The organism is Salinilacustrithrix flava, from assembly GCF_041228405.1.
Taxonomy (GTDB): domain Bacteria; phylum Actinomycetota; class Acidimicrobiia; order Acidimicrobiales; family Salinilacustritrichaceae; genus Salinilacustrithrix; species Salinilacustrithrix flava.
Window position 1 is genome coordinate 309,458 of the sequence record NZ_CP133888.1, and the last position, 24,864, is coordinate 334,321.

The window sequence follows — 24,864 nt, forward strand, 5'->3', positions numbered from 1 at the left end:
GGCGCATGGCCCAGGGGATCCGGATCATCCGCGACGTCGACGGCATCGCCCACGTGCGGGCGTCGTCCGTCCTCGCTGCCTTCGAGGGCCAGGGCTTCGCCGCTGCCGAAGACCGGATCTGGCAGATGGAGCTGGACCGGCGGCGGGCGCTCGGCACGCTCGCCGAGGTGGTGGGTCCCTCGGCCGTGGCCATCGACTCCTTCCACCGCCGCATGGGCCTCGCCACCCACGCCCGGGCCAGCCTGGACGCCCTCGACGACGAGACCCGCGCCGTGCTCGACGCCTACGCAACCGGCGTGAACCGCTGGTCGGCCTCGGACCCGACCCTGCCGGCGGAGCTCGACGCCCTCGGGGTCGTACCCGAGCCGTGGGAGGCGTGGCACTCGATCGCCCTCTACGAGGTCCGGCACCTGGCGATGGGCACCTACGAGACCAAGCTGTGGCGGAGCGGGCTCGTCCACCGCCTCGGTGCCGACGCCGTCGCCCGCCTGTGGCCGGCGACCAGCGAGGTGCTCGTCGACCCCAGCGCACCCGATGCGCCCGTGCCCATCGACGTGGCTGCCGCCCTGCCCGCCGGGGCGGACCTGCTGTCCCGCTTCTCCCTCGCCGGCGTCGGCGGCACGGGCGAGCACGGCTCCAACAACCTGGTCATCGGGCCGGTGCTGACCGCGACCGGGCGGCCGATCCTGGCCGGCGACCCGCACCGGGCGATCGACCTGCCCAACGTGTACTGGCAGAACCACCTGACCAGCACCGACCCCGCCGATCCCCTCGACGTCATCGGCCTGTCGTTCCCCGGCGTGCCCGGCTTCCCCCACTTCGGCCACAACCCGGACGTGGCCTGGTGCATCACCCACGGCATGGCCGACGACCAGGACCTGTCCGTCGTCGACCTGCGCCGCGGCCCCGGCGGGGTGGAGCACCGGCGCGACGGCGCCTGGCGCACCGCCGAGGTCCGCGTCGAGCACGTGGCCGTCGCCGGCGGGGACCCGGTCGAGGTCGAGTGCATCGACACGCCGGCCGGTCCGGTGGTCGCGTCCCACGAGCAGGGCGGCAGGTGGAGCGGCATCGCAGTGCGCTGGACCGCGACCTCGGAGGTCGACACGACCGCCGGCGCGCTGCTCCCCATGCTCCGGGCCCGTTCGGTCGACGACCTCGACCGAGCCTTCGACCCTTGGGTGGTGCCGGTCAACAACGTGCTGATGGCCGATGCCTCCGGGACCATCGGCTACCGGATGCGGGGCCGCCTCGCCGTGCGGCCTGCGTCGCACGGCTGGACGGTGGTCGACGGCGCCGACCCGGCCACGGGCTGGCAGGGGTACGTGCCCGACGAGGACCTCCCCCGCTGGCGGGATCCCGACCGGGGGTTCCTGGTCAGCTCCAACAACCGCATCTCGGCCCAGGGCCCCTACGTCTCCCACGACTGGGCCCACCCGACGAGGGCGCGACGCATCACCGAGCTGCTCGGCGGTCGTGACGGGTGGCGGGTCGACGAGGTCGGCGCGCTGCTCGGCGACACCCACTCGGGCATCGCTGCGCTCCTGGCCGAGCGTCTCCGCTCCCTGTCGCCCGCCCACCCGATGGAGGTGCGTGCCGTCGCCCTCCTCGACGGCTGGGACCACCACATGGACGCCGACTCGGCCGCGGCCGCGCTGTGCGGCACCGTGCGTGGCGAGCTCCTCGGCCTGCTCGTCCACGAGCTCGGCCTCGCCGAGGACCGCCTCCCGGGCGTCGCCGGCCCGTCGCTGCACCAGACCATGCGCTTCGCCAACGCCCGGCTGGCCTGGTGGATCGACGACCCGGAGCTGGTCAGCGACCGCACGCTCACCGCCGCGCTCCGCCTCGCCGTCCGCAACCTGGAGCTGGCCCAGGGCCCCGACCCGTCCCGGTGGCGCTGGGGTGCCGCCCACCTCACCCGCTGGGCCCACCCCCTGCTGGCCCTGCGCCCCGACCTGGCCGACCACGTCGTCCTGCCCCCCACGGTGGAGCTCGGTGGCGACAACGAGTGCGTCTGGGCCACATCGACCGCACCCCCGTCGACGGACGCGTCCAACGGGCAGGTGGCCCGGTACGTGTTCGATGTCGGGGACTGGGACCGCTCGCGCTGGGTCGTGCCCCACGGCGTCTCCGGCGACAGCCGCTCCCCCCACCACCTCGATCAGCTCGACGACTGGGCCGGCATGCGCCTCCGGCCCATGCGCTGGTCCGCCGACGTCGTCGACGCCGCCACCGGGTCCGTCACCGAGCTCCGCTGAGGCCATCCCCCGAACTGGCAGTCGTGGTGTCACGGGCGGCGGCGCCGCTGACGGTCAACCGGGGATCAAGCCGTGGTTCGAGTTCTCGATGGTGATGTCCCCGATCACGACCCGCTCCCCGTCCGGCCGCTCGGCGACGAGGCCGGCGGCGGTCAGCGTCGCCGGGCCCCACGCACCGTCGGGGGGCAGGACGACCTCGATCGACCCCTCCACCACCGGCCACTCCTCCAGTACCTCCGGGGTCGGTTCCCCCGGCTCGAGCACGTCGTCGCACCAGTTGGCGAACAGGTCCTGGCCGAGGCGCACGGTGCCGGTCCAGCTGCCACCGGGCAGCACGTGCGCGCCGGCGGTGGGAGGCTCGTCGCCCGAGGGCCGGAAGACCAGCGCGACCTGCTGATCCCGGGCCCCGACCTGGAACCCGCGCCCGCAGGGGTGGTCCACCGCGAGGGCGTCCGGGTCGAAGTCGGGTGACGCCGGCACCTCGCCGTCGACCATCGGCTCGATCTCCACCTGCAGGCCCTGCTCCTCGTCGGCCATGTCGAGCCGGTAGTCCGCCCACCAGCGGGTGACAGCACCGGTCGCCTCGTCGTAGGCCACCTCGAGGGTGGCCGGATCCTCGTCGATCGCGGCCTGGACCTCGTCGAAGATGTCGGGGACCGTCTTCGGACCGGGGTCGTGGAGGGCGTCGGAGTCCGGCGCCGGCTCGTGGGCGACGACCTCACCGCCGACGACGGTGTCAACGAAGGCGGTGCGGGGGCAGAAGCACTGGATCGCCCAGGTCAGCCGGTAGTCCTCGATGCCGGCGGCCTCCCACCGGCGCCGGGCCTCGTCGAGGCGGGCCTGCTCCGGGTCCGTCGTCGCGTCGACCGTCGTGGTGGTCGAGGTCTCGCCGCCACCGGCCGCGACCGGTGCGTCGTCGTCCCCGCACCCGGCCAGGACGAGGAGGGACAGGGCCATGGACGCGACGAGGGCTCGCATGTCTGGTGCGACGATGCGAGCCCTCAGCCTGGTTCCCGACGATCCGGATGTTCGTTCCACCACCGCCGCCAGCTCCCGGGGAACTGGCAGCGACCACGGAACAGGGTCAGCCGACCGAGCCCTCCATCTGGAGCTCGATGAGGCGGGACCACTCGACCGCGTACTCCATGGGGAGCGTGCGGGTGACGGGCTCGATGAAGCCGTTGACGATCATGCCCATGGCCTGCTCCTCGGTGAGGCCGCGGCTGCGCAGGTAGAAGAGCTGCTCGTCGGCGACCTTGGAGACGGTGGCCTCGTGGCCGATGTTGGCGTCGCGGGCACCGACCTCCATGTAGGGGTAGGTGTCGCTGATCGAGTGCTCGTCGAGGATGAGCGCGTCGCACTGCACGTGGCTCTTGCAGCCGTACGCGTCGTCCTCGACCCGGACCAGGCCGCGGTAGCTGGTGCGGCCCCCGTCCTTGGAGATCGACTTCGACACGATCTTCGACGTGGTCTCCGGCGCGGCGTGCACCATCTTGGAGCCCGTGTCCTGGTGCTGGCCCTCGCCGGCGTAGGCGACGGAGAGCACCTCGCCCGAGGCCTTGGGGCCCACGAGCCAGACGGCCGGGTACTTCATGGTCAGGCGCGAGCCGATGTTGCCGTCGATCCACTCCATGTGGCCCTCGGCCTCGACCTTGGCCCGCTTGGTGACCAGGTTGAACACGTTGTTCGACCAGTTCTGGATGGTCGTGTACGTGACGCGGGCGCTGGGCTTGACCACGATCTCCACGACCGCCGAGTGCAGCGAGTCGGTGGTGTACGTGGGGGCCGAGCAGCCCTCGATGTAGTGGACCTTGGAGCCCTCGTCGGCGATGATCAGCGTCCGCTCGAACTGGCCCATGTTCTCCGCGTTGATGCGGAAGTAGGCCTGCAGCGGCATCTCGACCTCGACGCCCGGCGGGACGTAGATGAAGGAGCCACCCGACCACACCGCTGTGTTGAGGGCGGAGAACTTGTTGTCGTTCGGCGGGATGACCGTGCCGAAGTACTTCTTGACCAGCTGCGGGTACTCGCGCAGCGCCGTGTCCATGTCGGTGAACAGGACGCCCTGGCGCTCCAGGTCCTCCCGGTTCTTGTGGTACACGACCTCGGACTCGTACTGGGCGGTGACCCCGGCGAGGTACTTGCGCTCGGCCTCGGGGATGCCCAGCTTCTCGTAGGTGTCCTTCACCGAGTCGGGCAGCTCGTCCCAGGCGTCGACCTGATGGTCGGTGGGCTTGATGTAATAGAAGATGTCGTCGAAGTAGATCTCCGACATGTCCCCGCCCCAGTTGGGCATGGGCCGCTTCAGGAAGTGCTTGTAGGCCTTCATCCGCATGTCGATCATCCACTGCGGCTCGCCCTTCATCCACGTCATCTCGCGGATGATGGACTCGTTCAGGCCACGCTTCGGCTTGAAGACGTAGTCCTCTTCGTCGGACCAGCCGAGCTTGTACTTGCCGAGGTCGAGATCGGTGACAGCCACAGGGGCCTCCGGGTGTCGTGGGTGGACCCTGCCCCACGGGCAGGAATTTCTCCTATGGCCATACTAGTAATTCGTACGGCCGTGTCCCACGTCGCTCAGCTGCCGATCAGCACGTCCCGCAGCCAGGCGACGTGGCGATCGAGCGCAGCGTCGGCGATCGCCTCCTCCCCCACGATGTTGAGGTAGCCGTGGAGCACGCCCTGGACGTGGTGGTGCTCGACCGCGGCGCCGGCCGCATCGGCGAGGCCGACGAAGTGCCGGGCCTGGGGACAGAGGCTGTCGCACTCCGCGGTGGTCACGAGCGTGGGCGGCAGCACCGACAGGTCGCCTCGGGCGGGGATGATGCGTGGATCGGCCCCGGCCGGGTCGTCGCCCAGGTAGCCCTCGAACAGCTTCGTGGTCCCCAGGTGGTCGAGCCAGAGCACAGGCGGGCAGTCGGGGTGGCGGCCGTCGTAGGGACCGCCATCGGGGTCGGTGACCGGGTACGCCAGCCACAGGGCGGCCGGCGCCTCGGCCTCGCCGGCGAGGGCGAGTGCGGCGGTCGCGGCCAGGTGCCCGCCGGCCGATGCCCCGCCGAGCGCGACCCGGCGGGGATCGATCCCGTGCTCGGCGCCGTGGTCGACCACCCATCGCTGGACCGCGAGCACGTCCTCGAGCGCGGCGGGGTGCTGGTGCGCCGGCGCCAGTCGGTAGTCCACCGACACCACCACGCCCGGGAGGGCGGCCGCGACCCGCTGGGCGACCGAGTCCGCCTCGGGCATGTCGAGGTCCCCGAACTGCCAGCCGCCCCCGTGGGCCCAGACCAGCGTCGGCGCGAGCGCGTCGGCGGCCAGCTCGGTCGACCGGTACCACCGGACGGGGATGTCGCCGCCCGGCCCGGGGATCGAGCCGTCCTCGCGGGCCACGCCCTCGACGACCACCGGCCCCGCCGGCGGGACCCCCTCCACCTCGCCCGACAGCAGCTGCAGCACGTGGGCATCCCACAGGTGGGCGACCCTCGCCGAGATCGCTGGATCGAGTGCCATCGCCCAACACCCTGCCATCCGGGGTTCCCTTCGCTGGTCCGGATGCGACCACATCAGGTCCGATCCGGACCATCGAAGCGGCACTGCACGTCCACTGGTCACGGATCGACCACGTCCGGTCGTTTCCGGACCAGGGAACCATCGGGGCGGTAGGCGTACGGAGCCGGCGTCGGGCGGTGGACCGTGGGCCGCTCGTCGGGGTGGTCGAGGATCCACCGCAGCGACGACCGGACCGTCGGTACGTCGTGCCAGATGTCGAACTCCCAGTAGACGACGACGCTGTAGCCAGCCACGAGGAGCCGGTCGATGCGCTCCTCGTCTCGCTCGATGTCCGACGGCATCGTGTGGAACGCCTCGCTGTGGACCTCGACGACGAGCGGTCGTGAGACGTGGACCGCATCGAACCGGCCGATCGGCTCCTCGTCGCCGACCACGACCTGTCGACGGAACTGGGTCGCCATCGCCCCGATGACCTCCTCCCACCGCGCTTCGAGGTTGCTGTCCGTGGGCCGGTAGTCCACCGGGCGCTTCTCGAGCAGCCGACGCAGGACCACGATGCCGGCGTTGCCCTTGCCGGCCCGCTCCTCCGCCAAGCGGTGGATGCGGGAGGGCGACAGCAGTCTCGCCCGCCAGGCGTGGTCGATGGTCCGCTCCAGTCGCAGCGCGCCCACGTCGTGGCCGTAGCGGGACGTGAACTCCCGGGCCAGCCAGAGGATCAGGCGCTCGGGCCGGGCGATCGGGATGCCGCGGTGGACGGTCCGGTCGAGATCGGGATGCAACGTCGTGGTCTGGTGGAGGCGTCCCAGGAACTCCCGGCCGGCGTTGCAGGGTCGCCGAGCGACGTCGACCGGGAAGGAGCGGAACCGACCGAAGCCCCACCACTGGGTCGCGGCGTAGCCCCAGAGGACCGCATCGGGTCCGGCGTCGAGCACGGGAGCGAGGAGCTGCTGCCCGAGCTGAGGCGGGGCAGCACGATGGCGCAGCACCCGTGGGCCGAGGGGTTCGAGGTACGGGTCCCGCCGGCATCGGCGGCGCTCCGCCGGGGTGCAGTCAGCGCGCAGCTGGTGGGTGGCGACGAGCGAGTACTGGCGCTCGAGCAGGTGGACGACGCTTCCCGGGAGCATCGGGAGACCTCCGTGGCTTGTGCTCGGGGGAAGCGCCCTCCATCGTACGGACAGCGTCCGACAGCAAGGCCGAGTCGCTCGACTGGTCCGGAATCGACAGCGGATGGTCCGAAAGCGACCAGTGAACGTCGAACGAGGCTCCGTTGGTCTGGAATCGACCGTGGGCGGTCCGATCCGGACCAGTGAACGGGGGTCAGACGGGTTGGCCGCCGGCCCAGGCGGCGAACAGCGCGGCGTAGTGGCCCTCCGCGGCGATGAGCTCGTCGTGGGTGCCGACCTCGGCGAGGGAGCCGGCGGCGACCACGGCCACGCGGTCGGCCCGGGCCGCGGTGGTGAGGCGGTGCGCGATCACGATGGTGGTGCGGCCCTCGGAGAGGCGCTCCATGGCCTCCTCGACGATGGCCTCGGTGCCGGGGTCGAGGGAGGACGTGGCTTCGTCGAGCACCAGGATCTCGGGGTCGGCGAGGGCGGCGCGGGCGAGCGAGATCAGCTGCTTCTCGCCGGCGGAGAACCGGCTGCCGCGCTCGCGGACCTCGGTGTGGAGGCCCTCGGGCAGGATGGCGAAGCGGTCGAGGATGCCGATGGACTCCATGGCGGCGACGATGTCGTCGTCGGTGGCGTCGGGCCGGGCGAGGCGGACGTTCTCCATGAGCGTGCCGTTGAAGAGGAACCCCTCCTGGGGCACCACGACCATCGTCCGGCGCAGCGACGACAGGGTGGCGTCGCGCAGGTCCACCCCGCCGATGGACACCGTGCCATCGGTCGGGTCGTAGAAGCGCACGATCAGCTTGGCGAGCGTGGACTTGCCTGCGCCGGTCGGGCCGACGAGGGCCACGCGCTCGCCAGGCTCGATGGTCAGGTCGACGCCCTCCAGGACCTTCGTGTCGGGGTCGGAGGCGTAGTGGAACCCGACGCCGGCGAGGACGATGGCGCCGCGGGAGGGCACGTCCACCGCGCCGGGCCGTTCGGGGACGTCGACCCCGGTGTCGAGCAGGGCGTACAGCTTCTGGAGGCCGGCGCCGGCGGACTGGACGGTGTTGAACAGCTGGCTGAGCTGCTGGATCGGCTCGAACAGGTTCGACAGCGTGAGGATGAAGAACGTGACCGTGCCGATGGTGAGCAGGCCCTCGTGCACCCAGAACCCACCGATCCCCACGGCGAGGGCGGTGGTGCCGAGGCCGGCGATCTCGATGACCGGCAGGTACCAGGCCGAGATCTTCACCGACCGCATGTGGGCGTCGTAGAGCCGGCGGTTGTGGGCCTCGAAGCGGGTGGTCTGCACGTCCTCCCGGGCGAAGGCCTGCACGACGCGCACGCCGGAGATGCCCTCCTGGAGCTGGGAGAGCGTGGCGCCGATGCCGTCGCGAACGTCGAGGTAGGCCTCGTTGGACTCCCGCTGGAACTTGCGGCTGGCGATCACCACGCCGGGGACCGCGACCAGGCACAGGGCGAGCATCTGGGGGCTGACGACGCCGAGCACCACGATCGACACGACGAGCAGCAGGCCGTTCTGCACGAACATGAGCAGGCCCATCTGCACCAGCTCCGACAGCGAGTCGATGTCGGAGGTCATGCGGGACACGACGACGCCGGCCTTCTCGCGGTCGTAGAACGGCATCGACAGCCGCTGCAGGTGGTCGAAGACGCGGATGCGCAGCTCGCGCAGGAAGTCCTCGCCGATGCGGGCGATGGCCAGCACCTGGCGCCGGTAGACGACGTAGGCGATGACCGCCACCACGACGTAGGCGATGACGGCCCGGTTGACGACGTCGGTGTCCTCGGGCTTGATGCCCTCGTCGATGCCGTACCGCACCAGGAACGGCCCCGCCAGCGTGGAGGCGGTGTAGAGCACGGCGAACATCGCGGCGGCGAAGAGGCGCCGCCGGTAGGGACGGAGGAACTGGTAGGTGCGCTTGAGCACGTGGACCGCGGTGTCGCGGTCGAGCTGCTCGTCCTGGTCGACCCCGCCGCCCATCCACCCCATCAGGCCCGCACCTCCGGCGCGCCGGCGTCGGGGTCCGAAGCCTCGAGCTCCTCGAGGGCGGCGGCGGCCAGCACCTCGCGGTACCGGGCGTTGGTGGCCAGCAGCTCGTCGTGGGTGCCGGTGGCCACCACCCGGCCCTCGTCGAGCAGCACCACGCTGTCGGCGAGGGCGATCGTCGCCGAGCGGTGGGCGATGACGATGGTCGTGCGGCCCTCCATCACCTCGGCCAGCGCGTCGCGGATCTCGTGCTCCTTGGTGGGGTCGACCGAGCTGGTGGCGTCGTCGAGGATCAGCACCCGGGGGTCGGCGAGGATCGCCCGCGCGATGGCGATGCGCTGGCGCTGCCCGCCGGACAGGGAGTAGCCGCGCTCGCCGATCACCGAGTCGTAGCCGTGCTCGAGGGCCTCGATGAACTCGTCGGCACCGGCCAGGCGGGCGGCCGTGCGGATCTGGTCCAGCGAGGCTTCGGGATCGGCGAAGGCGATGTTCGCGGCGATGGAGTCGGAGAAGAGGAAGGTCTCCTCGAAGACGATGCCCACGGCCCGGCGCAGCTCGGCGACCCGCACGTCGCGGACGTCGACGCCGTCGAGCAGGACCCGACCGCTGTCCACCTCGTAGAAGCGCGGGATCAGCCGACCGACCGTGGACTTGCCGCAGCCGGTGGCCCCGACGAGCGCCACCGACGTGCCGGCCTCCACGACCAGGTCGAAGTCGTGCAGCACCGGGATGCTGCCGTCGCCGTAGCTGAACTCGACGTGCTCGAAGCGCACCTCGCCCCGGCCGGGGTGCAGGGGGCGGGCATCGGGGCGGTCGACGATGACCGGATCGGTGGAGAGCACCTCGGCGACGCGCTGCGCGGCCGCCGAAGCGCGCTGGCCGTTGGCGATGATCATGCCGAGCATGCGCAGCGGCCAGATCAGCAGGACGACGTAGAAGTTGAACAGGACGAAGGAGCCGAGCGTGATCTGGTCGTTGATCACCCGGTGCCCGCCGACGCCGAGCACGGTGATGAGCCCGATGTTGGGGAGCAGCTCGAGGGCCGGCAGGAAGACGGAGCGGATCTTCGAGGCGTTCATCGACTCTCGGTAGACGTCGTCGGCGGTGCGTCGCAGGCGGTCCCGGACGACGTCCTCGGCGCCGAAGCCCTTGACCACGCGCACGCCGGCGACGGACTCCTCGACCACCGAGGCGAGCTCGGCGGACTCGCGCTGGATCCCCATCACGGACGGGAACAGCCGGCTGCCGAAGACCTTGGCGACGACGTTGATGAAGGGCAGCGCGGCCAGTGACAGCACGGCGAGCAGCGGGTCGATGATCAGCAGGATCACCGTCACCCCGAGCACCGTCATGCCGTTGGCGATGGTGAGCGGGATCATCACCACGAAGTTCTGCAGGTGCTGCAGGTCGATGTTGCCCCGGCTCATCAGCTGACCGGCCTGCACCTCGTCGTGGTAGGCGAAGTGGAGGCGCTGGACGTGTGCGAACAGCCGGTCGCGCAGGCGCTTCTCGACCAGCCGGGCCTCCCGGAAGGCCAGGTACCGCCGCGACCCGGTGAGCACCGCCGACAGCAGGCCGACGCCGAAGATCGCGATCGACCACAGCAGGAGCGAGCCCATGTCGTCGCGCTCGATGCCGTTGTCGATGGCCTGCTGCAGCAGCACGCCGACGCCCACCTTGCTGAACGACCAGAAGAGCCCGACCACGACACCGGCGATGACCCCAGCTCGTCGTGGACGAAGCGTGTCGGCGATGAGCCGCCAGCCAGCGCGCGTGTTCGTCCCCTCGATGCGATCGACCGTATCCGAGATCTTGACCCGGCGGTCAACTACTTCAGGTTGGCGTAGCCACCTCGGAAGAAGACCAGCGGCGAGCCCTCGTTCGCCACGTCGAGGCCGAGCACCCGGCCCACCACGATCTCGTGGTCGCCGCCGTCGTGGACGTCCTCGACGGCGCAATCGATCCAGGCCAGGACGCCGTCGATGAGCGGGGAGCCGGACTCGGCCGGCTTCCAGCCGATGCCATCGAACTTGTCGTCGCCGCTGGTGGCGAAGACCCGGCACACGTCCTCCTGGTCGGCGCCGAGGATGTTCACCGAGAAGCTGCCCGAGTCGACCATGCGGGCCCAGGAACCGGACGAGCGGTCGACGCAGAAGCCGACGAGCGCGGGGGCCAGCGACAGGGAGAAGAACGACCCGACGGCGAGACCGACCGGCTCGTCACCGTCCATGCCTGCGATCACCGTGACGCCCGTCGGGAAGTGCCCGAGCACCTGTCGGTAGGTGGCCTGATCGATCGTGCTCATGGCCGGCGACGCTAGAGGACGATGGTGAGGCCCTCAGAAGCCGCCAGCACCTCTTCGACGCGCTGGCCGGCCATCGCCCGGGCCTGCTCGAGGAGGCAGTCGATGAACACGTCGTCGTGGGTCGGGTCGTGGTGGAACAGCGCCACGCGCCGGACGCCGGCCTCGGCTGCGACGTGCACGGCGAACTCGAAGGTGCAGTGGCCCCAGTCGCGCTTCTTGGCGAACTCCTCGGGCGTGTACTGCGCGTCGTGGATCAGCAGATCGGCGCCGGCGCACAGTTCGAGGACGTCGTCGGTCACCTCGAGGCTCCCGTCGAGGGGCATCTGGTGATCGGAGATGTAGACGACCGACGCGCCGCCGAGCTCCACCCGGTACCCGTTGGTGACGCTGGTGTGGGGCACGTCGCGCACCATGACCTTGGCGTCGCCGACCACGAGCTCGGTGTCGCGCACGGTGTGGAAGTTGATGTCGCCGGGCAGGTCGGCGATCCGGACCGGGAACAGCGGCGGGCAGACGAACTGGTCGAAGCAGTCGCCGAGGGTGCGGATGCCGTCGCGCTCCGGCGGCGGGCCGTAGACCTCGAGGCTCGCACCGGGCTGAAGGACGGGGGCGAAGAACGGCAGGCCCTGGATGTGATCCCAGTGCACGTGGGTGACCAGGGCGTGGGCGCGGAAGCTGCCGTCGAGGGGCAGGAGGTCGCCCCAGTTGCGCAGACCGGTGCCGAGATCGAGGACGATCGGGTCGTGCCCGTGCTCCTCGATGACCGCGCACGACGTGTTGCCGCCGTAGCGGTGGTTGTCGTCGTGCGGGCACGGGGTCGACCCCCGGACCCCGAAGAACGTGACCTGCACGGTTCTGGCCCCCTGTCGTCCTGGAGGTGGCAGGGTACTCATCGCTCGCGACCCCGCCACAGCGGTGTTGCACCGGTCACACATCCCCACCCAGGAGCCTCCATGGAACCGAACCAGGGCAGCGTCCGCGCCAACGATCTCGACTTCGCCTTCCTCGAGCTCGGGTCCGGCCCCCTGGCCTTGTGCCTGCACGGCTTCCCCGACACCCCACACGGCTGGCGCCACCAGCTCCCGGTGCTCGCCGAGGCCGGCTACCGGGCGGTCGCCCCGTGGATGCGCGGCTACGCGCCGACCGGCATCCCGGCCGACGGCTGCTACCAGCAGGGGGCCCTCGCCGCCGACGCCAACGCCCTGCACGAGGCGCTCGGGGGCGACGGCGATGCCGTGCTCATCGGCCACGACTGGGGGGCCACGGCGGTGTACCCGGCGGTGAACCACGAGCCGGACCGCTGGAAGGCGATGGTCGCAGCTGCGGTGCCGCACCCGGTGGCGATGGCCGGGATGATCTTCGACTACGACCAGCTGAAGCGGTCGTTCTACATGTTCGTGTTCCAGCACCCGCTCGCCGAGGCGATCGTGCAGCAGGACGACCTCGCCTTCATCGACCGGCTCTGGGCGGACTGGTCCCCCGGGCTCGACGAGGGCGTCGCGGCGACCGCGGTGCAGCACGTCAAGGACGCCCTGCGCGACCCCGACCACCTCACCGCCGCCCTCGGCTACTACCGGGCGACCCTCGGCGGCGTCGGGCTCGACGCCCGCTACGACGAGATCCAGGCGGCCGGCGCCGCCCCCGTCGAGATCCCCGCGCTGTACCTGCACGGCGCCGACGACGGCTGCATCGGCACCGGCTTCGCCGAGGCCGGCGCGGGCTTCCTCACCCACGAGCGCAGCCGCACCGCCGTCGTCGAGGGCGCCGGCCACTTCCTGCAGCTCGAGCGGCCCGAACGTGTGAACGCCGAGATCCTCGACTTCCTCGCCGCGGTGGCCCGATGACGGAGCGCCCACCCCTGCCGGACGGCTTCGTCGCCGTCGTCAAGCAGGACTGCCCCACCTGCCAGCTCGTCGAGCCGGTGCTGGTCCAGCTGGCCGACGCCGCCGAGCTGGTGGCCGTCGTGACCCAGGACGACCCGTCGTTCCCGGACCTGTCCACAGCGAGCTCGGCCCCCGAGCGGACCTTCGACGACGATCTGGCCATCTCGTACCTGTGGGACATCGAGACCGTGCCCACGCTGCTGCGCATCGAGGACGGCGAGGAGGTCGAGCGCATCGTCGGCTGGGACCGCCAGCAGTGGCAGGACCTCACCGGCCTCCCCGACCTCGGGCCGGATCTGCCCGACTGGCGGCCCGGGTGCGGCTCGCTCTCGGTGGACCCCATGCGGGCGGACGAGCTGGCCGGTCGGTTCTCGGCCAGCGGCCTGCGCAGCAGGCGGGTCGAGTTCGCCGAGCTCGAGGACGACTTCGAGGCCATGTGGGATCGGGGCTGGAGCGACGGCCTGCCGCTCGTGCCGCCGACCGAGGGCCGGGTCGCCCGGATGCTCGCCGGCACCACGCGGGCCCCCGATGAGGTGGTCGCCGTCGTCCCGCCCGACCTCGTCGAGTGCACGGTCGAGAAGGTGGCGGTGAACGCCGTCATGGCCGGGTGCCTGCCCGAGCACCTCCCCGTGGTGCTGTCGGCGCTGGAGGCCGCGTGCACGCGCGAGTTCAACATGCACGGCCTGCTGGCCACCACGTTCTTCTCCGGCCCGATCCTGATCGTGAACGGACCGATCCGCCAGCGCATCGGGATGAACTCGGGCGTCAACGCCCTCGGCCAGGGCAACCGGGCCAACTCGACCATCGGGCGGGCCCTGCAGCTGGTCGTGCGCAACGTCGGCGGCGGCCTGCCCGGCGGCGTCGACCGGGCCACGCTCGGGTCCCCCGGCAAGCTCGGCTTCTGCTTCGCCGAGGACGAGGAGGGTTCGCCCTTCACGCCGCTGTCGGTGGACCGGGGCCTGGAGCCGGGCGTCGACGCCGTCACCCTCTTCGCCGGCCACGGGCCGACCTCGATCATCGATCAGAAGTCGCGCGAGCCGGAATCCCTCGTCCGCTCGTTCGCCGCGGTGCTGCGCACCAACGCCCACCCGAAGCTGCCGCTGAAGATCGATGCGGTGCTCGTGATCAGCCCCGAGCACGGTCGGATCTTCCGCGAGGCCGGGTGGGGCCGGGAGCAGCTGATGGCGCGGCTCGGCGAGCTGCTGCTGCTGGACTCCGACGAGCTGGTGCAGGGCGCCGGCGGCATCGCCGAGGGCATCCCCGAGGCCTTCGCCGGCATGCAGCTGCCCAAGTTCCGCGAGGGTGGTCTCCTCGTCTGCCACGCCGGCGGCGGCGCCGGGTTGTTCTCCGCCGTGCTCGGTGGATGGGTGAACGGCGAGGAGGGGTCGGACCCGGTGACGGTGCCGATCGGCACGTGAGAGGATGCGACCATGACCACGGTCCTGGACCCCACCGGTGAACGCCAGGTCGCCGAGCGCGCCCTGCTCGACCGGCCCTCCTCCATCGAGGGCAAGGTCGTCGGCCTGCTCGACATCACCAAGCCGCGCGGCGACGTGTTCCTCGACCACCTCGAGCAGGGCTTGCGCCGTCGGGGCGCCGCCGACGTCGTGCGGTTCGCCAAGCCGACCTACACCAAGCCCGCACCGGTGGACCTGCGCCACGAGATCTCCACCAAGTGCGACCTGGTGATCGAGGCCCTCGCCGACTGAGGGTCCTGCACGTCGTGCAGTGTGCACGACATCGCTGATCTGGAGCGCCGGGGCGTGCCCGGCGTGTTCATCGCGTCGAGCGAGTTCGTCGACGCCGCCGCCGCCCAGGCGAAGGCCCTCGGGTTCGACGCTGCCCGCGTCTTCGTCGCCCACCCGATCCAGGACCGCACCGACGACGAGATGCGAGCCCTCGCCGACACCGCCCTCGACGAGATCGTGGCGGCTCTCACGGAAGGCTGAAGCACCATCACGACCGACACCGCACTCCCCGAGACCATGCACGCCGTCGTGCTCACCGGCCACGGAGGGCTCGACCGCCTCGAGTACCGCGACGACGTCCCCGTGCCCCGACCCGGACCGGGCGAGGTGCTGCTCGAGATCAGCGCGTGCGGCATGAACAACACCGACGTGTGGGTCCGGGAGGGTGCCTACGGCCTCGAGGAGGACCCGGGCGCGGTCTCCACCTGGCGCCGGGGCCGGTCCACGCTCGAGTTCCCCCGCATCCAGGGCACCGACAGCGTGGGCCACATCGTCGAGGTCGGCGACGGCGTCGACGCCGGCCGCATCGGCGAACGGGTCATGGTCGACTTCTCGATCTACAACCGCGACGACGACAGCCTCGCCGACATCGACTACATGGGCCACGGCCGCGACGGCGGGTACGCCGAGTACCAGGTGGTCCCGGCCGACCACGCCCACGTGGTGGCCAGCGACATCTCCGACGCGGAGCTGGCCACGTTCTGCTGCGCCTACCTCACCGGCGAGCACATGCTCGACCGGGTGCGGCTCGGCGCCGGCGAGCGGGTCCTCATCACGGGTGCGTCGGGCGGCGTCGGCTCGGGCCTCATCCAGCTGTGCCGGGCCCGGGGCGCCATCCCCTACGCGGTCACCAGCGCCGGCAAGGCCGACCAGGTCCGAGCCATCGGCGCCGAAGGCGTCGTGCTGCGGGACGAGGGCGACCTGGTCGAGGCGGTCGCCGAGGTCACCGGCGGGCACGACATCGACGTCGTGGCCGACCTGGTCGCCGGCGACATGTTCAACGACCTGCTGCGGATCCTGCGGCCCGAAGGCCGCTACACCACGTCGGGCGCCATCGGCGGTCCCGTGGTGCAGCTCGACCTGCGGACCATGTACCTCAAGCACCTCGAGCTGCACGGCTCCTCCCAGGGCACGCGGGCCGCGTTCGCCCGTCTTGTCGGCTACATCGAGTCCGGCACCATCCGGCCGCTGCTGGCCAGCACGCACCGGCTGAGCGAGTTCCACGACGCCCAGCGGGCGTTCATGGCCAAGGGCTTCATCGGGAACCTGGTCGTGGTCCCCGACGCCAAGTGGGACGCGGTCGGGGCACCCCATGCCCCCTGAGCACCGCCGGGGCATCCGCCTGATCGACACCCACTACGGCGGCGACGTCAGCCGCATCGTCGTCGGTGGCGTGACGCACGTGCCCGGCGACACCGTGCTCGCCAAGCGGGAGTGGCTCCAGCGCGACGGCGACGCGCTGCGACGTCTGCTGCTCGGCTCGCCCTACGGCGAGCCGTCCATGTGCGCCAACGTCATCGTCGACACCACCCTCGAGCACGCGGAAGCGGGCTACGTGATCATGGAGGCGATGGGGTACCCGCACTTCTCGGGCTCCAACTCCATCTGCGTGACGACCGCTCTGCTCGAGAGCGGTCACATCCCCTTCGGCCCGCCCGGTCACCAGACGGTCCACCTCGAAGCACCGGCGGGGCTCATCCGCGCCGAGGTGGAGCACGACGGCCGCCACGTGCACGCCGTGACCCTGGCCTGCGACCCGTCCTGGGTGGTCGAGCGAGGCCGCACCGCCGATCTGCCCGAGTTCGGCACCGTCACCTACGACGTGGTCTGGTCGGGGTGCTTCTACGCGGTGGTCGACGCCGGGGCGCAGGGCTTCGCGCTGACCGAGGCGGAGCGGCACGTCCTGCGGGACTTCGGCCTCGAGCTCTGCCTGGTCGCCGGGCCGGAGCTCGATCTCGTGCACCCCGACTTCGGCGACACCGGCGACCTCTCGTTCGTGAACTTCTCCGGCCCCGTCCTCGACGGCGACGACGGTCCCGAGGCGCGCACGGCCACCTACGTCCATCCCGGCGTCGTGTGCCGCTGCCCGACGGGCACCGGCACGGCGGCTCGGCTGGCGCTGCTCGTCGAAGAGGGCGAGATGGACGTGGGCGATCGCCTCACCACCATCTCCCCCACGGGCAGCCGCATGGGCGGGCGGGTCGACGATCGGATCACGGTCAGCGGGCACCCGGCGACCGCCGCGAGCGTCACGGGCCAGGCCTTCACCCTCGGCATCACCGACCTGGTGATCAACCTCGACGACGACCTCTCCGAAGCCGAGGGCATCTGGGAGCTGCTGGCCGTCCTCGATCCCGACCCCACCTGACCCTGCCGGCTCGGGCTTCCATCAGCGACCGTCTGACGGCATCGACGTAGGCCAGAGCAGCGCGCTGAAGCGCCGGCCGACGAGCAGGACGGCCACGACGAGTGCGGCACCACCGAAGACCACGAGCGTCCCGGTGACGCTCTCGAGGAGCTCTGGCGCGGCCAGCATCGCCACGGCCAGCCCGACCATGACGGCCCCGGTGACGAGCCGGAGCAGCCGATCGTGGTGCTGCTGGAGGCGCGCAGCGCGCATGGTGACCACGACGGCCCCGAACAGCAGCAGCTCATCGATCAGGAAGATCGCCATGTACAGGGCGAACAGGCTGGCCGCGACCGCAGCGCCGGGGTCGGCCGCGGCGAGGAGGTTGGTCCACAGCAGTGGCAGGGCGGCGCTGCACGGGGTCTCGGCCAGGGAGACGCCGGCCGCCAGGACCACCGTGCCGGCCATCACCCCGAGCACCGACCGCTCCGGCGAGACCAGCGCCCGACCTCGCCGGTAGATGCCCGGCTTGGCCGAACCCGGGATCGCCAGCGTCGCCGGCGCCGCTCGCATCGCGTCCCGCAGGTTCACCGCACCGAACACCAGGATCACCGCGGCGACCAGCCGCTGGACCCACGTCAGGTACGACACGTAGCTGAGCAGGGAGTAGGCGCCGACGATGTACAGGCCGTAGAGCGCCGTCGTCACGGTGAGGAAGGTCGTGCCGACGAGGGCGACGCGTCCCCGCGAGCCGCTGTGCAGCACCAGGGCGAGCAGCACCGAGAGCACCCACAGCGAGCACGGGTTCACGCCGTCCACGAACGCGATCACCACGGTGCTGGTCAGCAGCGACGACGACCCCACGTCGACCGCGCCGACGAAGGGCACGTCGACCGTGTCCCGCTCCTCCGTCGGCGCCTCCGCGGGTGCCGAGACGTCCTCGGCCGCGAGCCGACGCTCGACCTCATCGCGGATCGCGTCCGCGGTCGATGCGCTGAACCCGATCCACAGGCGCTCCCCCAGCACGATGGCCGGCACCGCGCCTGGCGACTCCCCGCGCGACTCGACCGCCTCGGTGTAGGCCAGCTGCGCGGTGCGATCGCCGGTGAGCTCGTGGTACCGGACGACCACCCCGGGCACCTCGGTGGCCAGGTCCTCCAGGAACTCCCGAGCCGCGTGGCAGTGGGGGCACGTCTCCAACCCGTACAGGTCGATCTCGACCGCCTCGTCCGCCGCGGCCGGTGCCGCGATCGCCGCACGGGCGCCGACCAGCAGGCCGGCGCTGGCCAGCAGGGCGACGAAGAGGACGACGACCGAGCGCCTCACCTGCGCAGCGGACCACCCGACGCCGGCCACGGGCAGAGGCGGAGGGTCCTCTCCTCAGGGGCCCTTGGTCACGGCAAGCGGTAGCGGTCCCGCTCGACCACGGCGAGGCCGTCGGCGACGAGGCCGGCGGCCACCCGGGCAGCACGGGCCTGATCATCGGGCCAGCCCATCACCGCGGCCAGCGCATCGTGCTCGACGGGGCCGGCCCGCATGGCGTCGACCAGTCGGCCCCGTCCTTGGCGGTCCGAGCCGTCGAAGCGGGACTGGCGCGCGCTGATCCCGGCGGAGCCGTCGATGGGGTCGGGGGTCCGGAAGCCGGCCGTCGCCCAGGCGCAGTGGAGGCGGATCGGGCAGTCGCCGCACCGGGGGGCGCGCTTGCGGCAGACCGAGGCGCCGAGGTCGAACACGGCCTGCCCCCACGTCCAGCCCCAGCCCCCGGGGACCGCGGCATCGGCGACGGCCTGCGCCTCCTTCGCCGGGAGCGGTCGGCCGGCCAGCGCTCGGGCCACGAACCGGCCGGCGTTGGTGTCCACGAGGCCGATGTCGCGCTCGTGGGCGAACACCAGCACGGCCCGGGCGGTGTAGGGACCGACGCCGGGCAGGTCCAGGAGCTCGGTCAGCGTGTCGGGGAGCGCGCCATCGTGGTGCTCGACGCAGCGGACGGCCGTCCGGTGGAGGTGGACGGCCCGGCGGTTGTAGCCGAGGCCGGCCCACTCGTCGATGACGTCGCCGACCGGTGCGGCCGCACACTCGACGACCGTCGGGAACCGCTCCAGGAAGCGGACGTAGCGCTCGGTGACCCGGCTGACCTGCGTCTGCTGGAGCATCAGCTCCGACACCAGCACCGCCCACGGATCACGGCTGCGGCGCCAGGGCAGGTCCCGGCCCTCGCGGGACCACCACTCGATCAGTTCACGCTGGACCGGGCGCACCCGCTCAGTGTGCGCTGCCGGTCCCGGTCAGATGGGGCAGAGCACCCAGGTGTCGAGGTCGAGGAGCACGCCGTCCGCGTACTTGCCGTCGTCGCCCCGCAGGGTCGTGGACTCGTCGCGACCCTTCGTGGCCACGAGGCGGACCCGCAGCGCGCCGACGCCGGGGGCGCTGGTCTCGGCCTTGTCGAGGACCTCGGACCAGGCGTAGACGGTGTCGCCGGCGAAGGCCGGGGCGGTGTGGGCGCCGGCGTTGATGGCGGCCACCATGGCGGCGTTGGCCAGGCCGTTGAACTGCAGAGCCCGGGCCAGGCTGATGATGTGGCCGCCGTAGATGAGCCGGCGGCCGTCGTCGCGGGCCTCGGTGTTGAAGTGGACCTTGGCGGTGTTCTGCCACAGCCGGGTCGCCAGCATGTGCTCGGCGTCGGTGAGCGTGACCCCGTCGACGTGGTCGATCTTCTCGCCCACCTCGTAGTCGCCGAAGCGGTGGGGTTCGCCGGCGGCGGCGAAGTCGTAGCCGGTGAAGTCCAGGCCGGCCGGCACGATGAGGTCCTCGGGTGCGACCGCGTCGGCGAGGTCCGGCACGACGGTCTCGGGCGCGGGGGCGTCGACGTCGGCCTTGCGGACCATCACCCACCGGGCCCAGTCGATGGCGATCTCGCCCCGCTGGTTCGTCGCGGTGGAGCGGACGTAGACGACGCCGGTCTTGCCGTTGGAGTTCTGCTTGAGGCCGATCACCTCGGAGCTGGCCCGCAGCGTGTCGCCGGGTCGGACCGGCTGGTGGAAGCGGCACTCGGCGTAGCCCAGGTTGGCCACCGCGTTGAGCGAGATGTCCGGCACGGTCTTGCCGAACGCGACGTGGAACCCGATGAGCTCCTCGACCGGCGCCGGGGACAGCCCGGACGCGGCGGCGAACTCGTCTGAGGACGGGAGGGCGAAGCGGGACGGGTACAGCGCGGTGTAGAGGGCTCGGTCACCGCTCGTGACGGTGCGGGGCGTGGCGTGCTCGATGACCTGGCCGATGCGGAAGTCCTCGAAGAAGTTGCCCGGGTTCGTCTTGCTCATGTCGGGAGAACCTACAAAGGCCCTGGCGGCAGACGCCCATCGACCCCCATCAGTCGATGTCGAGCCCGAGCGCCTCGAAGATCTCCCGCTTGCGGGCGACGAATCGCTCCTCGGTGATCTCGCCGTTGTCGTGCTGCTCGGCGAGCCGCCCGTACTCGGCCATGAGGGCGCCTTCGTCGACGTCGACGCCTTCGTCCTCGGCGTCGCGCCGCTCCTGACGTCGGGCGTCCTTCTCGCGAGCGCGGTCTTGGCGATCCGCCTCACGCTGGCGCTTCTCGAAGCTCTGGTTGCCACGCTGGGCCATCGGGTCCGTCCTCTCCTCCCCATGGAACGTACCGGCGCAACCACCGACGACCCTCACGGGGTCGCCCGCCCTGCTTGGAAGGCGCCGGTTACCCACCGGTACCCTGCCGCCATGATCGCCCCCGACCTGCAACGAGCCGCTGCCGCCATCGACGCCGCCCGGAGCGTGCTCGACAAGGCCGCCGCCCGCCTCGCCGAGCTCGGCGACATCGACGCCAACCAGGTGCTCGCCTACGACCTCGCGCACGCCACCGCGGCGGTCGAGATGTCGGGGACGCTGCTCGACTACGGCGCCAAGGGCGACATCGAGGCCCGCATCGCCTGCGCCTTCGCCGCCGACGCCGTCGGCGAGCTGGCCGCCAAGCTGTTCGGCCGCGAGGCCGAGTGGGGTGTCGAACCCGGTGCGCTCGACGGCGCACGCGAGTTCGTCGGCACCTACCGCTCCCCGGAGTTCCTCACCACCATCGACGGCGAGGGCCCCCGCCACCTCGACGGCGACTTCGAGATGGTCCAGGACACCTTCCGCCGCTTCGGCGAGGACCAGATCAAGCCCCACGCCGAGCACGTGCACCGCACCAATGGCGACGTGCCCGAGGACGTCATCAGCGGCCTGGCCGAGCTGGGGGCGTTCGGCCTGTCGATCCCCGAGGAGTTCGGCGGGTTCGCGTCGGGCGGCGAGTCCGACTACATGGGCATGGTCGTCGCCACCGAGGAGCTGTCCCGCGCCAGCCTCGGCATCGGCGGCTCCCTCATCACCCGCCCCGAGATCATGACCCGGGCCGTGGAGAAGGGCGGCACGCAGGAGCAGAAGGAGTACTGGCTCCCCAAGCTGGCCACCACAGAGGTCATGTGCGCTGTCGCCGTCACCGAGCCCGACTACGGGTCCGACGTGGCCGGCATCAAGTGCACCGCCACCCGGGACACGCTCGACGACGGCACCGAGGGCTGGCGCATCAACGGCGTCAAGACCTGGTGCACCTTCGGCGCCCGCGCCGACGTCCTGCTCCTGCTCGCCCGCACCGACCCGGACCGCTCCCTCGGCCACAAGGGCCTGTCGATGTTCATCGTCCCCAAGCCCCAGGGCGACGGCCACGGCTTCGAGTTCGAAGACGGTCACGGCGGCAAGATGGAGGGCCGCCCGATCGACACCATCGGGTACCGGGGCATGCACTCCTACGAGATCGCCCTCGACAGCTGGTTCGTCCCCCAGGACAACCTGATCGGTGGTGACGACGGACTGGGTCGCGGCTTCTACCTCCAGATGGAGGGCTTCGAGAACGGCCGGCTCCAGACCGCCGCCCGCGCCGTCGGCGTCATGCAGGCCGCCTACGAGGAGGCCAAGCAGTACGCGGATGACCGCGCCGTGTTCGGCAAGCCCATCGCCGAGTACCAGCTCACCCAGGCCAAGCTCGCCCGCATGGCCGTGATCATCCAGGCCAGCCGGCAGTTCTCCTACGCCGTGGCCAAGATGATGGCCAAGGGCGAGGGCGCCATGGAGGCCACGCTCGTGAAGGCCTACGTGTGCAAGGCCGCCGAGTGGGTCACCCGCGAGGCGCTGCAGATCCACGGCGGCTACGGCTACGCCGAGGAGTACCCGGTCAGCCGCTACTGGGTCGACGCCCGGGTGCTGTCGATCTTCGAGGGTGCCGACGAGACGCTGGCCATCAAGGTCATCGCCCGCCGCCTCGTGTCGGCCGCCAAGGGCTGACCGAACCCCACCCGTTCTGGCCTACGGATCCCCGCACATGCGGGGGGATCCGTAGGCCAGAACGACTCATTGGCTGCGTCAACCCACCGGGACGTCGAGCAGCCGGCCCTGCTCGGCCGGCAGCTGCACGGTGACCGTGTCCGGCGTGCGGGCCGGCGCGCCGACCCAGACCGAGAACCGGCGCTGCGCACCCTCGATCGCGGAGACGCCGAACAGGGTGTTGGCGCACGCACAGGTGCCGTCGGCGGCCACCGCCGGCAGCAGGAGCACGCTGCCGTCGAGCACGCCGATGCCGGAGGCGTCCGCACGCTGCCGGCCGAGGCCCACGTCGCGCAGGTCGACCAGCAGGTCGGTCGACCCGTCCGGGCCGGCGTCCTCGACGGTCGCCACGAGGTCGATCCGGAGCCAATCACCCTGCTCGGTCGCCCCTTCCGCAGCCACACGCAGCCGGCTCCCGTCGGACTGCTCCAGCACCAAGCCTTCGTCGCCGGGTGCGGTCGGTCCGCCGCCGGGCGGCAGATCCGATGCGTCGGCGGCGGGCGCGTCGTCCTGCGAACGTTCGACGAGCAGCTCGACGCGGCGGTTGGCGGCGCGGGCTTCCTCGGTCGTGTCCTCGACCGCCGGTTCGGCCTCACCCCGGCCCTCCACCTGCGGCGGGAACTCGGCCGGCGGCAGCACGTCGGCCAGCGCGGCCGCCACGGCGTCCGCCCGCCGGGTCGACAGGTCGAGGTTGTAGTCGTCGCTGCCCTGGTCGTCGGTGTGCCCGGTGATGCGGACCGGACCGGGACCGGCCGCCTGCACCTGGGCTGCGGCACGGGCCAGCGCAGCCTGTGCCTCGGGTGAGAGCTCGGCGCTGTCCAGCGCGAACAGCACGTCGGCGGCGAGCACCACCAGCGTCTGTGCCGGAGCCTGCTCGGTGCGCACCGCGCCGTCGAGCTCGCTGGTCCGCGCCACCACCGGCGAGGCCTCCCCGGTCGCACCGTCCGCCTCGACGTCACGTGCCTCCTCCTCGCCGAAGGCGGCGAGCTCGGCGACGTCCCCCTCCTCGACGGGCACGTCGGCGACGACCCCGAGCATCGGCCACAGCACATCGACCTGCTCGACGTCGTCGGGAAGCGTCGGGAACACGACACGCAGCCCGGCGGTGTCCCCTTCGCCGAGCGAGGGCGCCCCGGAGGTGGACGTGGTCGCCGGTTCGCCGCCGACGGTCGCAGGGGAGGCGAGCAGGCCGGTGCTCGGTGCGAACAGGCGCACGTCCGACAGCGTGTGACGTCCGCCTGCGCCGTCGCGGGCGGCCATCGTGTCGCCGAGCGTCACGGTCTCGCCGGACGGCGCGTCCAGGACGGTCAGCGACGCCGTGAGCACAGTCCCGTCGTCGGTGTGCACCAGTGGGGCGACCTCCAACCGGACGCTCGCGCCGGACAGCTCACCCTCGACGCTGCCAGCCGGTTCGGCGGCGTCCTCGTCCTCCTCTGTCTCCGGTACCTGCTCGGTGTCGGGGGCGGATGTGCTCGCCGAGGGCGGGGCCTCGTCTGCAGCGGAGCCCTCGGAACCCCCGCACGCGGCGACCACCAGCGATGCGGCGGCGACCAGTCCCAGCCCGCGGCGCACCGTCGTGCGACACCGATCCATCATCACTCCTCTGCGCCGGGTGCGGACCTCACGATCGTGAGGCCGCGCAGGTAGTACCAGTACGTCCGCCAGCGGATGTCGCCGACCGGCTTCAGCATCGAGAGCAGGTCGACGTACATGCGCGCCGTGCGCCGCAGGCCGTCGACGACCCCGAACTTCACCCGCTTCGTGCGGTGGGACACGCCCTGCATCGTGTGGGCGTGCGTGCGCAGCCGGCCCTCGGCGATGACCTCGTTGATGCGGGTCTCGATGGTGTAGCCAGCGTGCTTGGTGGCGGGGATGCGATCCCAGACCCAGCGGGGGATGATCCGCTCGCCCGACAGCGGCGGCAGCACCAGCACCAGCCAGTTGAGCCAGCCGTAGTCGAAGGCGCCGAGGCTCATCTCGGCCCGTCCGTCCAGCACCGGCTCGCAGATGGCGTCGAGGTGGGCGCTGGTGAGCCCGGTGCAGTCGGCGTCGACGAACAGGATGTGGGTGGCGTCGGTCGACTGCACACCCGCGTCCATGGCGTGGGCCTTGGAGCCGGTCGATCCCGGGCGGCCCACGACGCGGGCGCCCGCCTGCTCGGCGATGCGGGCGGTGTCGTCCGTGGAGCCGTCGTCGACGACGATGACCCGGCGGACGTGACGGCACCCCATCGCCGCCGCCACGTTGTCGGCCACCGTCGTGGCCTCGTTGCGGGCGGGCATGACGACGTCGACCACCGCCGGCGCGCCGGCGTCGGGTCGATCGCGCTCGTCGGACATCGCGG

Annotated in this window: 21 protein-coding genes; 7 read left to right on the forward strand and 14 right to left on the reverse strand. The window is 71.7% G+C overall.

Going from position 1 to position 24,864, the window contains the following annotated elements:
* Positions 1-5: 5 nt before the first annotated feature.
* Positions 6-2,255: a penicillin acylase family protein gene (locus RGQ06_RS01535; RefSeq protein WP_432428461.1), complete on the forward strand. Its 2,250-nt coding sequence runs from the start codon at positions 6-8 to the stop codon at positions 2,253-2,255.
* A gap of 54 nt (positions 2,256-2,309) precedes the next feature.
* Here the strand turns inward: RGQ06_RS01535 and RGQ06_RS01540 are convergent, their stop codons facing one another.
* The 8 genes from RGQ06_RS01540 to RGQ06_RS01575 all read right to left on the reverse strand — a co-directional run bounded on the left by RGQ06_RS01540 (position 2,310) and on the right by RGQ06_RS01575 (position 12,023).
* Positions 2,310-3,233 carry a DUF6174 domain-containing protein gene (locus RGQ06_RS01540; protein WP_432428462.1) on the reverse strand — a complete coding sequence of 308 codons (924 nt, stop codon included), beginning with the start codon at positions 3,231-3,233 and terminating at the stop codon, positions 2,310-2,312.
* A gap of 106 nt (positions 3,234-3,339) precedes the next feature.
* Positions 3,340-4,737: a Fe-S cluster assembly protein SufB gene (sufB, locus tag RGQ06_RS01545; RefSeq protein ID WP_432428463.1), complete on the reverse strand. Its 1,398-nt coding sequence runs from the start codon at positions 4,735-4,737 to the stop codon at positions 3,340-3,342.
* 95 nt (positions 4,738-4,832) lie between these two features.
* Positions 4,833-5,762 carry an alpha/beta hydrolase gene (locus tag RGQ06_RS01550; protein ID WP_432428464.1) on the reverse strand — a complete coding sequence of 310 codons (930 nt, stop codon included), beginning with the start codon at positions 5,760-5,762 and terminating at the stop codon, positions 4,833-4,835.
* 98 nt (positions 5,763-5,860) lie between these two features.
* Complete coding sequence (locus RGQ06_RS01555) at positions 5,861-6,886, reverse strand: hypothetical protein (protein ID WP_432428465.1); 1,026 nt, start codon at positions 6,884-6,886, stop codon at positions 5,861-5,863.
* Between the two features lie 193 nt (positions 6,887-7,079).
* Positions 7,080-8,870, reverse strand: a complete 1,791-nt coding sequence (locus RGQ06_RS01560) for an ABC transporter ATP-binding protein (RefSeq protein WP_432428466.1) — start codon at positions 8,868-8,870, stop codon at positions 7,080-7,082.
* The gene (locus tag RGQ06_RS01565) at positions 8,870-10,573 is read right to left on the reverse strand and encodes an ABC transporter ATP-binding protein (RefSeq protein ID WP_432428467.1); all 1,704 of its coding nucleotides are present in this window, start codon (positions 10,571-10,573) and stop codon (positions 8,870-8,872) included. The genes RGQ06_RS01560 and RGQ06_RS01565 overlap by 1 nt, the downstream gene beginning before the upstream one ends.
* Before the next feature lie 122 nt (positions 10,574-10,695).
* Positions 10,696-11,172: a flavin reductase family protein gene (locus tag RGQ06_RS01570; RefSeq protein WP_432428468.1), complete on the reverse strand. Its 477-nt coding sequence runs from the start codon at positions 11,170-11,172 to the stop codon at positions 10,696-10,698.
* A gap of 11 nt (positions 11,173-11,183) precedes the next feature.
* Positions 11,184-12,023 carry an MBL fold metallo-hydrolase gene (locus RGQ06_RS01575; protein ID WP_432428469.1) on the reverse strand — a complete coding sequence of 280 codons (840 nt, stop codon included), beginning with the start codon at positions 12,021-12,023 and terminating at the stop codon, positions 11,184-11,186.
* Between the two features lie 102 nt (positions 12,024-12,125).
* Between RGQ06_RS01575 and RGQ06_RS01580 the strand changes: the two genes are divergently transcribed.
* Genes RGQ06_RS01580 through RGQ06_RS01600 form a run of 5 tightly spaced genes read left to right on the forward strand, consistent with a single transcriptional unit; the run spans position 12,126 to position 17,171 of the window.
* Positions 12,126-13,016, forward strand: coding sequence for an alpha/beta fold hydrolase (locus RGQ06_RS01580; protein WP_432428470.1), 891 nt, complete (start codon positions 12,126-12,128; stop codon positions 13,014-13,016).
* Positions 13,013-14,473 carry a thioredoxin family protein gene (locus tag RGQ06_RS01585; protein WP_432428471.1) on the forward strand — a complete coding sequence of 487 codons (1,461 nt, stop codon included), beginning with the start codon at positions 13,013-13,015 and terminating at the stop codon, positions 14,471-14,473. The genes RGQ06_RS01580 and RGQ06_RS01585 overlap by 4 nt, the downstream gene beginning before the upstream one ends.
* A 12-nt stretch (positions 14,474-14,485) precedes the next feature.
* A complete protein-coding gene (locus RGQ06_RS01590; protein WP_432428472.1) occupies positions 14,486-15,004 on the forward strand; it encodes a UGSC family (seleno)protein in 519 nt (172 codons plus the stop codon).
* A gap of 36 nt (positions 15,005-15,040) precedes the next feature.
* Positions 15,041-16,126 (forward strand): alcohol dehydrogenase family protein, encoded by a 1,086-nt coding sequence (locus RGQ06_RS01595; protein ID WP_432428473.1) that lies wholly within the window; start codon positions 15,041-15,043, stop codon positions 16,124-16,126.
* The gene (locus RGQ06_RS01600; RefSeq protein ID WP_432428474.1) at positions 16,116-17,171 is read left to right on the forward strand and encodes a proline racemase family protein; all 1,056 of its coding nucleotides are present in this window, start codon (positions 16,116-16,118) and stop codon (positions 17,169-17,171) included. Before RGQ06_RS01595 ends, RGQ06_RS01600 begins: the two co-directional genes overlap by 11 nt.
* A gap of 21 nt (positions 17,172-17,192) precedes the next feature.
* On the opposite strand, the gene RGQ06_RS01605 is transcribed toward RGQ06_RS01600, so the two are convergent.
* The 4 genes from RGQ06_RS01605 to RGQ06_RS01620 all read right to left on the reverse strand — a co-directional run bounded on the left by RGQ06_RS01605 (position 17,193) and on the right by RGQ06_RS01620 (position 20,774).
* On the reverse strand, positions 17,193-18,476 hold the full coding sequence (locus tag RGQ06_RS01605) for a glutaredoxin family protein (RefSeq protein WP_432428475.1): 1,284 nt from the start codon (positions 18,474-18,476) through the stop codon (positions 17,193-17,195).
* Between the two features lie 68 nt (positions 18,477-18,544).
* A complete protein-coding gene (locus RGQ06_RS01610) occupies positions 18,545-19,408 on the reverse strand; it encodes an A/G-specific adenine glycosylase (protein ID WP_432428476.1) in 864 nt (287 codons plus the stop codon).
* Positions 19,409-19,435: 27 nt separating this feature from the next.
* On the reverse strand, positions 19,436-20,470 hold the full coding sequence (locus tag RGQ06_RS01615; protein ID WP_432428477.1) for a MaoC family dehydratase: 1,035 nt from the start codon (positions 20,468-20,470) through the stop codon (positions 19,436-19,438).
* Between the two features lie 49 nt (positions 20,471-20,519).
* The gene (locus RGQ06_RS01620) at positions 20,520-20,774 is read right to left on the reverse strand and encodes a hypothetical protein (RefSeq protein ID WP_432428478.1); all 255 of its coding nucleotides are present in this window, start codon (positions 20,772-20,774) and stop codon (positions 20,520-20,522) included.
* A 111-nt stretch (positions 20,775-20,885) separates the two neighbouring features.
* Here RGQ06_RS01620 and RGQ06_RS01625 point away from each other — a divergent pair, with 111 nt between their 5' ends.
* The gene (locus RGQ06_RS01625) at positions 20,886-22,481 is read left to right on the forward strand and encodes an acyl-CoA dehydrogenase family protein (RefSeq protein ID WP_432428479.1); all 1,596 of its coding nucleotides are present in this window, start codon (positions 20,886-20,888) and stop codon (positions 22,479-22,481) included.
* A 78-nt stretch (positions 22,482-22,559) separates the two neighbouring features.
* Here the strand turns inward: RGQ06_RS01625 and RGQ06_RS01630 are convergent, their stop codons facing one another.
* Positions 22,560-24,116: an OmpA family protein gene (locus tag RGQ06_RS01630; protein WP_432430694.1), complete on the reverse strand. Its 1,557-nt coding sequence runs from the start codon at positions 24,114-24,116 to the stop codon at positions 22,560-22,562.
* Positions 24,116-24,859 carry a glycosyltransferase family 2 protein gene (locus tag RGQ06_RS01635; RefSeq protein ID WP_432428481.1) on the reverse strand — a complete coding sequence of 248 codons (744 nt, stop codon included), beginning with the start codon at positions 24,857-24,859 and terminating at the stop codon, positions 24,116-24,118. Before RGQ06_RS01635 ends, RGQ06_RS01630 begins: the two co-directional genes overlap by 1 nt.
* Positions 24,860-24,864: the final 5 nt, after the last annotated feature.